Origin of the sequence: Streptomyces triticagri, from assembly GCF_003429565.1 — a bacterium.
Taxonomy (GTDB): domain Bacteria; phylum Actinomycetota; class Actinomycetes; order Streptomycetales; family Streptomycetaceae; genus Streptomyces; species Streptomyces triticagri.
Map to the genome: position 1 here is coordinate 1 of NZ_QUAK01000053.1, position 8,288 is coordinate 8,288.

Annotated in this window: 7 protein-coding genes and 1 pseudogene; 6 read left to right on the top strand and 2 right to left on the bottom strand. The window is 71.8% G+C overall.

Annotated features, from left to right (window positions below; translation table 11 throughout):
- Positions 1 to 391: 391 nt before the first annotated feature.
- The 4 genes and pseudogenes from DY218_RS09955 to DY218_RS09965 all read left to right on the top strand — a co-directional run.
- Positions 392 to 1,067 (top strand): glycerophosphodiester phosphodiesterase family protein (locus DY218_RS09955; RefSeq protein ID WP_233521460.1); only part of this gene is annotated, 676 nt, incomplete at its 3' end.
- A 1-nt stretch (position 1,068) separates the two neighbouring features.
- Positions 1,069 to 1,286, top strand: a pseudogene (locus tag DY218_RS34990) (glycerophosphodiester phosphodiesterase); the annotation flags it as partial.
- A 169-nt stretch (positions 1,287 to 1,455) separates the two neighbouring features.
- Entirely contained in the window at positions 1,456 to 2,082 is a 627-nt protein-coding gene (locus tag DY218_RS09960; RefSeq protein WP_128555579.1) for an ATP-binding protein, read from the top strand.
- A gap of 118 nt (positions 2,083 to 2,200) precedes the next feature.
- Positions 2,201 to 3,193: a DUF5926 family protein gene (locus DY218_RS09965; RefSeq protein ID WP_128555575.1), complete on the top strand. Its 993-nt coding sequence runs from the start codon at positions 2,201 to 2,203 to the stop codon at positions 3,191 to 3,193.
- A gap of 230 nt (positions 3,194 to 3,423) precedes the next feature.
- Here DY218_RS09965 and DY218_RS09970 read toward each other — a convergent pair whose 3' ends face one another.
- Positions 3,424 to 3,939 carry a hypothetical protein gene (locus tag DY218_RS09970; protein ID WP_233521461.1) on the bottom strand — a complete coding sequence of 172 codons (516 nt, stop codon included), beginning with the start codon at positions 3,937 to 3,939 and terminating at the stop codon, positions 3,424 to 3,426.
- Positions 3,940 to 4,025: 86 nt separating this feature from the next.
- Entirely contained in the window at positions 4,026 to 4,724 is a 699-nt protein-coding gene (locus DY218_RS09975) for a bifunctional DNA primase/polymerase (RefSeq protein WP_128555576.1), read from the bottom strand.
- Positions 4,725 to 5,318: 594 nt separating this feature from the next.
- Between DY218_RS09975 and DY218_RS09980 the strand changes: the two genes are divergently transcribed.
- Together DY218_RS09980 and DY218_RS09985 are read left to right on the top strand one after the other, a co-directional pair.
- The gene (locus DY218_RS09980; protein ID WP_199566683.1) at positions 5,319 to 6,677 is read left to right on the top strand and encodes a PP2C family protein-serine/threonine phosphatase; all 1,359 of its coding nucleotides are present in this window, start codon (positions 5,319 to 5,321) and stop codon (positions 6,675 to 6,677) included.
- A gap of 62 nt (positions 6,678 to 6,739) precedes the next feature.
- On the top strand, positions 6,740 to 8,221 hold the full coding sequence (locus DY218_RS09985) for an aminopeptidase P family protein (RefSeq protein ID WP_128555578.1): 1,482 nt from the start codon (positions 6,740 to 6,742) through the stop codon (positions 8,219 to 8,221).
- Positions 8,222 to 8,288 lie beyond the last annotated feature (67 nt).

The following is an 8,288-nucleotide window of genomic DNA, read 5'->3' on the forward strand; positions in this document are numbered from 1 at the left end:
GCGGTCCGCGGGGGCGGGCGCCGCCTGCGGGGCGGTGCCGTCCGCGGCGGACGCGGGCGGTGTGCCGGGTGCGGCCGGCGGAGCGGTGGGAGGCTCGGACGGGGCGGGGGGTACCTCGGGGCCCTCGTTCTCGGTGCTCACAGCTCTTTCTCCTCGGTCCACGGCGACGTCGTCCTGCACGGTCGGTCAAGGCCCGGTTGCACGGATGCCGACTCTTCGGATGTCTGCCATCAGCTTTTCCCACCGGACGTCAGGGCACCATAAGGCGCACCTGTGGATCCGGCACCTGGGCGTACGGCACAGCCGGCGAGAACCACAGGGGCCGCCCCGGGGCCTCGACCCCGCACCGCCCCCGCACCGCTCGCGCCGTCCGAAGTGGCACGATGACGCGGTGACTTCCGCACCACAGGACCCGGTTCCCGGATCCGGTCCGTACTCGCCCCAAGTCGTCGCGCACCGCGGTGCCTCGGAGGATGCCCCCGAGCACACGCTCGCCGCGTACAAGAAGGCCATCGAGGACGGCGCGGACGCTCTGGAATGCGATGTACGGCTGACCGCCGACGGTCATCTCGTATGTGTGCACGACCGTCGCGTCAACCGTACGTCAAACGGCCGCGGCGCCGTCTCCGCCCTGGAGCTCGCCGATCTGGCGACCCTCGACTTCGGCTCCCGGCACGCCGGTACGGCACCGGACGACGCCACGGAGGCGCCGGACTGGGCGGACACCTCGGTGCTGACCCTGGAGCGGCTGCTCGAGCTGGTGTCCGACGCGGGCCGCCCGGTGGAGCTGGCGGTCGAGACCAAGCATCCGACCCGGTGGGCGGGCCAGGTGGAGGAACGTCTGATGCTGCTGCTGAAGCGTTTCGGTCTGGACGCGCCGCCGGCGGACGGGCCGTCGCCGGTGCGGGTGATGAGCTTCTCGGCCCGGTCGCTGCACCGGATCCGCGCCGCCGCGCCGACGCTGCCGACGGTCTATCTGATGCAGTTCGTCTCACCTCGGCACCGCGACGGGCGGCTGCCGCCGGGGGTGCGGATCGCGGGGCCCGGCATCCGCATCCTGCGCAATCNACGGGCGGCTGCCGCCGGGGGTGCGGATCGCGGGGCCCGGCATCCGCATCCTGCGCAATCACCCGGGATACGTGGAGAAGCTGCAGCGCGCGGGGAACCGGGTGCATGTGTGGACGGTGAACGAGCCGGCGGACATCGATCTGTGCACCCGCCTCGGGGTCGACGCGATCATCACCAACCGGCCGCGCTCGGTGCTCGATCGGCTGGGCAGGCCTTGACGGGTTCGCCGTCGCCGGTCTGCGGGTGGGGCCTCTTCTTCACGCGCGCGTGAAGGGCGATTTCCGTCCACGCGCGGGACACCGTTTCACCACATCCGGCACTCACCCGCACCTGCCGTCACTCACGCAGTGTGCACCGGCGCGTTCGGTACGTGTTCGATGGTTACGAGTGCGTCACCGCATGACGATTGGCCGGTTTCCGGTCCTGCACAGTGGGGCATTCACACCGTGGCGTGGGGCAAAGGAGGTCTCGGGGGTGGCGTTGGTGGTGGCACAGGAGGTGCCCGCGTCGTCAAGCATGGCCGTACCCCATGGCCCTGCGGGCGTGGGTCGGGCAAGACACCGCATGCGTACGCAATTGCGCATGAACGGAGTGCCTGATTCGGTCGTTGATGACGCCGTATTGATCCTTTCCGAACTGCTCAGCAATGCCTGCCGGCACGGCAGGCCACTGGGCGCATCAGCTGTCGGCGACGGGGACGTCCGTGTCTCCTGGCACGTCGACACGACCGGCAGGCTGACGGTCGAAGTGACGGACGGCGGAGGTCCGACCCGTCCGGTTCCGGCCACTCCTTCGGTCACCGCGCGCGGCGGCCGCGGGCTCAACATCATCACCGCCCTCTCGGACGACTGGGGCGTACGGGACAACGCCCCCGGTGAGGTCACCGTCTGGGTCGTCCTGGCCGGTGCGCCGGTGCCGTCCGAGCTCGGTGCGCGGCTGCCGAGCCCCGGTGCGCAGGCCGCCGTCGAGATCGAATTCGCCGATCCCTTCGAGGACTTCGAGGACTTGGCCTGACGCCACCGGCGCACCGTTCACCCGGAAGTGGCCGGTCCCCCTCTGACGTCTGCGCTGTCCGACCGAGCCGCTAGGCTCGCGCCCGTACGCAGGATGACGTCACCGGGAGACAGCGACCATGGCCAAGAAGCGCCCACAGTCCAAGGCCAAGCAGCGCGCCGGAGCGCCCTCGGCGCGGGCGGCCCGGATCACCGATGGCGAGATCCCCGTCGTGGGTGCCCGGGAGCCCTGCCCGTGCGGCTCGGGCCGCCGGTACAAGGCGTGTCACGGCCGCGAGGCGGCGCATGCGGTGACCGAGCTCGTCCAGCGGCCCTTCGAGGGCCTGCCCGGCGAGTGCGACTGGGTCGCACTGCGCGAGCTCGTGCCGGCGGCGACGGTCGAGCTGACCCTCAAGGAGGGCCTGCCGGAGGGCGTGCCCGCGGTGACGCTCGCGACCGTGCTGCCGATGGCCTGGCCGGGTCTGCGCCGCGAGGACGGCTCGGTGCTCATCGGCCTGCAGAACGACACCTCGTCGGGCGACCTCAGCCGCGACCTCGCGGACATCCTGCAGCGGGCGCTCGACACCGAGCCGGGCCACCCGGTCTCCGGCCGCCGCGCTCCGGCCGACGGCCCGCGCCTGCAGGACCTGCTCGACCCGGAGGCGCCCTTCGAGCCGGTCGTGCACAGCGGATTCGAGTTCTGGGTGCCGGACTCGGAGAACGCCACGGCGGAGGTCTCCGCCTCGCTCGAGCGTGCCAACGAGGCGGCGATCCCCACCGCCAGGCTCAGCTCCGTGGGCGCCGCCTACTGGTGCGAGACGCCGGACAAGAACCACCTGCGCTGGGTCATGCCGCACCCTGAGGAGCAGCTCCTGGACGCCCTCGCCCGGCTGCACACGGCCGGCACGTCGAGCCTCGGCGAAGGCACGCGTCTGGTCGGTTCGTTCCGTGCGCACGGCCTGATGGTCCCGGTGTGGGACCTGCCGAGCGAAGTCACGGCCGAGGACGTGGAGAAGCCGGCCGCCGCCTTCGCCGAGCGGCTCGCCGCCGCCCTGGCGAGCGACGCCCCGCTCACGGGGGAGGAGCGCCGGGCCCGCGGCGGACTGACCAACCGCCAGGTCACGCTCAGCTGAATCGAGGTCGCGGCCAGGGACCGGGCACTATGAGCCCGGTCACAACTCCCCGTAGTCGCAGGTGAATCCGTCTCGGTATGGACGAGATCGAATTTGCGAACGGCCGATCTCTTGTTACCGTTCAAGTAGCCCGGTCGCTGGTGCATCCCCCGTCGCCAGCGACCGGGCGCTTCCATGTCCGGCGCCGGTCCGTCCCACCGGCCCCCGCGGCAACCCCGGCCTCGGCGTTCTCAACGCCCTTCGGAGTCGGGCGAGTTGCTCCCGGAGCGCAGCAGCAGCGGCCCGTCCGTCTGCGCACTCGCGAATTCCGCCACCGCACTGCCGGCGTCGTCCGCCGCCCGAACCGGTGCGCGCGGCGTCTCACAGACCCCTGGCTCGTCACCCGTCGCAATCCGGCAGTGTGTGCGGAGAGTACGGTCGCCGGGGCCGAGGAGGGTCAGGACGGCCCGCAGCGCTTCGCCCGTGGCATTGCGGTAGTAGGTGCGCGCCCAGGCGCGTCCCCGGTCGGTGATCACACAGGTCTGCGCCTCGACTCCGTCGGCCGAGGCCAGTTCGGGCCCGCAGCGCTCGGTCCTGCCGCCGGGGCCCGTCGGGGCACGTGAGTCCACCGGATCCGCCGGGAGCCCGGCCCGGGTCGTCCCCGCCCGGGCCGACGGACCCGCGGACGCGACCGCGAAGGGCAGCAGGACGGTGAACGCGGCGATGCCCATCAGCACCGCAGGACCGACTCGCTTCAGGGGACTCACCGACTCAACTGCCGTACGACGACCAGGGATGAGTCCGAACGTAGCGGCGGCCGACCGGCGGCGCGGGCGGCGCGCCCCCGGGCCGGCTAGAACTCGGGCGCGCTCACACCCGTACGGGTGAGGGTCTCGACCAGGACGTCCACTAGGGACTCGACCTGAGGGAGCCAGGGTGCCTCGCCGGCGGGCGGCGCACCGGCCCCGCGGGCGCCGGCGTCCGTGCCGGGTCCGCGCTCCCAGCGCACCTCGCCGGTCGCGGTCCGTGAGGGTGGCAGTACTACATAGCCGCCCTCGCTGTGGAAGCGCAGCGAACCGGGCACCCAGTCCTTGGCGTAGAGCAGCTCACCGAGCCGGGCCATCGAGTACGGGGCGACGAGGAACGTCCAGCGGTCCGGTGCGGCGACGACCGGGCCGAGCCGGACTGCGCCGCGCTCGAGCTGGGCCAGTGCGCCGGCCGCCGATTCCGCGGGCAGGCTGACCGCGCACGGTCCGGGTGCTCCGGTGGCCAGCACGATCGGCGCGGTCGGACGGTTCGTCCACCACCACCGGACCATGCGTTCGTCGGTCGTCGCGGCCAGCAGGCCGGGGTCGAAGGGGTGTGCCGCGGGCACCGGGCATTCCGGGTCGGGGCAGGCGCACCCCGTGCTGCCGGACTCGGCGCCACCCACGCCCGGGAGCACCGGCCATCGCCACCCGGTGGCGAAACCCAGTGCCGCGCCGATCTGATCAGGGCGCCCACCGTTTCGCTTCGACAGGAGCCTGCGTCGCCTTCCGAGGATCTCGCGCATGAGCGCTCGTTCCTTTCCGTTGAACGCCGAGGGCCACTTCACACCAAGCGTGCGTCAGTTCACTGTGCGTATCACTGCGCGTACAAGATCGGCGCTGCACACCCCGAGCCCGAGGCACGGGGAGCCTCTTGGAGTCGAGCGTTGGCTGTGCTTCATTAAAGCCTGGCGAAGGGTGGCGCGCGCATGGCGTTTGTCCGCCCTGCGCGTGTGCCGTGTGCGTGTGCTCGCTGTACTCCGCCGTTTCGCCACTGGAGAGTGGGGGACGCGGTCGCTGTCCGTTAAGACGTCCGAGTGCGTCGTCAGGTTCCGGGACGGCCCAACTGTCCCTGTCGTACACCGACTACGTACCCGCCACGACCGACGTGACGCCGTGTTGAGCAGAGCCAGTCGACCGCAATTCGCCCTTACTGCTGTCACTTTTCGGCCATGTTGTTTTCCTCCACCGTTCCCTCTGGACACCAGGAATCCCAGCAGGACAATGCTGGACATCCCCTCTTCAGTCCGTGTAGATGTGGAGGCATTGCTAGCGGCTCAGCGTTACAGGGGGTTTGCGATGCTATTGAGCACTATGCGCCGTCCTGGAAGCCGGACGCCATGAGCACCCCGAAGCTGGGGAAAGTGGCTGGAATCGATTCAACGGTTCCATCCCCCGCGCACACTGTCGCGCCCACGCCCGCCCCCTCGGCCGTCATCCAGGACCGGCTCGCCGGCTGGGTCTCCGATCTCACCACGTTGCACGAACTCACCGAGCGTCTCGCCCGTACGACCACTCTGCACAGCGCCCTGCGCGAAGTCCTGGACGCGGGCGCCGGACTGGTCGGCGCACGGCGCGGACTGCTCGTACTCGAACCGGCCGACGGCCACGGCCCGGACACCACACTCGGACTCGGACTCGCGCACGCCGATCTGGGGCACATCGAGACGGTGCCGCGCAGCGCCACCGCGATCGGCCGCATCCTCGACGGACTCCCGGGCTGCGACGGCGAGATCGCCCACCCCGATCTGCTCGCCGAGGACGGCCTCGACGCCCGCCACCGCGAGGTCGCCGTCCGGCTCGGATATGCCGCCAGCTACACAGTGCCGCTCACCGCCGAGACCGCCGGCCGCCTCGGCGCCGTCGTCTGGCTCTACGACGAACCGGCCGAACCCCCCGAGCGCCGGCGCCAGCTGGCCGGCCGCTACCTCCACAGCGCCGGCGAACACCTCGCCCGGCTCGTCGAACTCGAGCGGGCCCGCACGACGGTGGCCACCATCGCCGACGAACTCCTGCCGACCCGACTGCCCCGGGTCGCCGGCGTCCGCCTCGCCGCCCGGCACCGCACAGGACCGCGCGGCGGCGGCGACTGGTACGACGCCCTGCCGCTCCCCGACGGCGCACTCGGCCTGGCCGTCGGCTCGGTGACCGGGGCAGGCCCGAGCGCGGTCGCGGCGATGGGCCGGCTGAGGGCGTCCCTGCGTGCGTACGCCGTGATGGAGGGCGAGGATCCGGTCGCCGTGCTGTCCGATCTGGAGCTGCTGCTCCGGCTGACCGAGCCGGCCCGGAGCGCCACCGCCCTCTTCGCCTTCTGCGAGCCGCGACTGCGGAAGATCGTGCTCGCCGGGGCGGGGCACATCCCGCCCCTGGTGCTCGGCGACCGCAGGACCGAGTTCGCCGAGACGTCACTCTCGGCGCCGCTCGGCATGCTGGCCTGCTGGGAGGCGCCAAGCGTCGACCTGATCCTCAATCCGGGCGAGACGCTGCTGCTCTGCACCGACGGGCTGCTGCACCGCACCGGCGATGCGATGGACCGGGCGTACGCACGGCTGCACTCCGCCGCCGCGAGCGTGCCCGCGGGGCTGCGCGACGACCCCGAGGCGATCGTCGACCACGTGCTGCACACCGTGCTGCCGGACGGTCTCGACCGGGCGGACAGCGCGGAGGACGTCGTCCTGCTCGCCGCCCGTTTCGACTGAAATCTCACACGCCTCGGGCCGCCTTCCGCCGTTCGTTCACCCATACGATGGAAGGCGGTCTTATGTCGTACCGAGGAGGCAACGTGGCCGACGAGCTCACCCCCCAGAGCGCGGAAGAGTCCGAGGAAGAGCCGATCAAGCAGCGCAAGAACGGCCTGTACCCGGGAGTCTCCGACGAGCTCGCGGCCAATATGCAGTCGGGCTGGGCGGACACCGAGCTGCACGACCTCGAGCCGGTCGCCCAGGCCGAGCACACCGCGCGCCGCCGCGCGGACCTGTCGGCCCGCTTCCCCGGCGAGCGCCTGGTCGTGCCGGCGGGCAATCTGCGGACCCGTTCCAACGACACGGAGTACCCGTTCCGCGCCTCGGTCGAGTACGCCTACCTGACGGGCAATCAGACCGAGGACGGCGTCCTCGTGCTCGAGCCGACCGCCGAGGGGCACCGCGCCACGCTCTACCTGCTGCCGCGCTCCGACCGGGGGAACGGCGAGTTCTGGCTGGACGGCCAGGGCGAGCTCTGGGTCGGCCGCCGCCACTCCCTCACCGAGGCGGAGAAGCTGTACGGCATCCCCGCATCCGACGTACGCGAACTGCCCGCGGCGCTCGCCGAGGCCACCGGCCCGGTGCGGGTCGTGCGCGGCCACGACGCCGGTATCGAGAAGGCCCTCACCGACAAGGTCACCGCCGAGCGGGACGAGGAACTGCGGGTCTTCCTCTCCGAGGCGCGCCTGGTCAAGGACGCCTTCGAGGTCGCCCAGCTCGAGCAGGCCTGTGCATCGACGGCGCGCGGCTTCGAGGACGTCGTACGCGTCCTCGACAAGGCCGAGGCCACCAGCGAGCGGTACATCGAGGGCACCTTCTTCCTCCGCGCGCGCGTGGAGGGCAATGACGTCGGGTACGGCTCGATCTGCGCCGCGGGCCCGCACGCCACCACCCTGCACTGGGTGCGCAACGACGGCCCGGTCCGCTCCGGCGACCTGCTCCTGCTCGACGCGGGCGTGGAGACGAACGAGCTCTACACCGCCGACATCACCCGCACCCTGCCGATCAACGGTCGGTTCAGCGAGCTGCAGCGCAAGATCTACGACGCCGTGTACGAGGCCCAGGAGGCCGGCATCGCGGCGGTCAAGCCGGGCGCCAAGTACCGCGACTTCCACGACGCCGCGCAGCGGGTGCTCGCCGAGAAGCTGGTCGAGTGGGGCCTCGTCGAGGGCCCGGTCGAGCGGGTGCTCGAGCTCGGCCTGCAGCGCCGCTGGACTCTGCACGGCACGGGCCACATGCTCGGCCTCGACGTCCACGACTGCGCCGCCGCGCGCACCGAGACGTACGTCGCGGGGACCTTGGAGCCGGGCATGTGCCTGACCGTCGAGCCGGGCCTCTACTTCCAGGCGGACGACCTCACCGTGCCCGAGGAGTACCGCGGCATCGGCGTCCGCATCGAGGACGACATCCTGGTCACCGACGACGGCAACCGGAACCTCTCGGACGCCCTGCCGCGCCGCGCGGACGAGGTCGAGGCGTGGATGGCGGAGCTCAAGGGCTGACGTACCGGCGCGGGCGGACCACCGCAGAACGGCCGATGGCCGGGCACCCTCGGGGGCGCCCGGCCAT

Excerpts from the sequence above, each read along its gene's own strand:
- DY218_RS09965 (WP_128555575.1), top strand. The coding sequence starts at position 2,201 with ATGGCCAAGAAGCGCCCACAGTCCAAGGCCAAGCAGCGCGCCGGAGCG.
- DY218_RS09975 (WP_128555576.1), bottom strand. The coding sequence starts at position 4,724 with ATGCGCGAGATCCTCGGAAGGCGACGCAGGCTCCTGTCGAAGCGAAAC.
- DY218_RS09980 (WP_199566683.1), top strand. The coding sequence starts at position 5,319 with ATGAGCACCCCGAAGCTGGGGAAAGTGGCTGGAATCGATTCAACGGTT.
- DY218_RS09985 (WP_128555578.1), top strand. The coding sequence starts at position 6,740 with ATGTCGTACCGAGGAGGCAACGTGGCCGACGAGCTCACCCCCCAGAGC.